Origin of the sequence: Providencia sp. 2024EL-00732, from assembly GCF_044006275.1 — a bacterium.
GTDB lineage: Bacteria > Pseudomonadota > Gammaproteobacteria > Enterobacterales > Enterobacteriaceae > Providencia > Providencia huashanensis.
Genome location: NZ_JBIPDG010000030.1, coordinates 1 through 1,250, shown reverse-complemented (window position 1 = coordinate 1,250; position 1,250 = coordinate 1). Strand labels below are relative to the sequence as shown.

Sequence of the window (1,250 nt, the reverse complement as noted above, 5' to 3'; positions counted from 1 at the left end):
TTCGCCTTTCCCTCACGGTACTGGTTCACTATCGGTCAATCAGGAGTATTTAGCCTTGGAGGATGGTCCCCCCATATTCAGACAGGATAACACGTGTCCCGCCCTACTCGTCGAGTTCACAACACTAATATCTTCAGATACGGGGCTATCACCCTTTACTGCCGGACTTTCCAGACCGTTCTCCTGATACTAATGCTGATTAAGACTCTGGGCTGCTCCCCGTTCGCTCGCCGCTACTAGGGGAATCTCGGTTGATTTCTTTTCCTCGGGGTACTGAGATGTTTCAGTTCCCCCGGTTCGCTTCGTTTGACTATGTATTCATCAAACGATAGTGCAACGAATTGCACTGGGTTTCCCCATTCGGAAATCGTCGGGTATAACGGTTCATATCACCTTACCGACGCTTATCGCAGATTAGCACGTCCTTCATCGCCTCTGATTGCCTAGGCATCCACCGTGTACGCTTAGTCGCTTAACCTCACAACCCGAAGGTGTCTTCTGACAACGAGTGACTGTGCTTCATGATTTCGGCGTTAGTCCGTGCTCGCAATGCTCACGTACATTAAGTACGCTGCGCTTGCTGTGCGCGGGCTGCCTTGAACTCATTTCGCTCGTCGACTCGATAGTTCAAAGTACACTATTTAAGTTGAGATTTTTGAGAGACTCTCACATTGTTTAAGCGATAAACAATGTGCGTTGTTTTCAATTTTCAGCTTGTTCCAGATTGTTAAAGAGCATAATTATTCGCAATAGACTATTTGACTAATCTATTCTGAATAATCAGAAAAATTTATGGTGGAGCTAAGCGGGATCGAACCGCTGACCTCCTGCGTGCAAGGCAGGCGCTCTCCCAGCTGAGCTATAGCCCCATAAAGGTAATTTCAGCATCAATGATAAATAATAAAATTTATACTTCTCGCTTTTAGTATGCTTAAAGTTACCAATTTTGTTTAGTCTAGGCGCGGATTGGCGAAGTTTACTTTTGGGTAAACGAGCTAATCTGCAACAACGAATAAACAAAATTTGGTAGGCCTGAGTGGACTTGAACCACCGACCTCACCCTTATCAGGGGTGCGCTCTAACCACCTGAGCTACAAGCCTATTGATACTGCTACTCTATTTCATCAGACAATCTGTGTGAGCACTTCACAAAAACACTTCAATGGTAAGGAGGTGATCCAACCGCAGGTTCCCCTACGGTTACCTTGTTACGACTTCACCCCAGTCATGAATCACAAAGTGGTAAGCGC

At 46.0% G+C, this 1,250-nt stretch carries 2 tRNA genes and 2 rRNA genes; all 4 read right to left on the bottom strand.

Annotation, left to right across the window (positions count from 1 at the left end):
• A 23S ribosomal RNA gene (locus ACHB7C_RS20720) occupies positions 1-478 on the bottom strand; the annotation flags it as partial.
• 315 nt (positions 479-793) lie between these two features.
• Positions 794-869 (bottom strand) — tRNA-Ala (locus ACHB7C_RS20715).
• Positions 870-1,024: 155 nt separating this feature from the next.
• Positions 1,025-1,101 (bottom strand) — tRNA-Ile (locus ACHB7C_RS20710).
• Between the two features lie 65 nt (positions 1,102-1,166).
• Positions 1,167-1,250 (bottom strand): 16S ribosomal RNA (locus ACHB7C_RS20705); the annotation flags it as partial.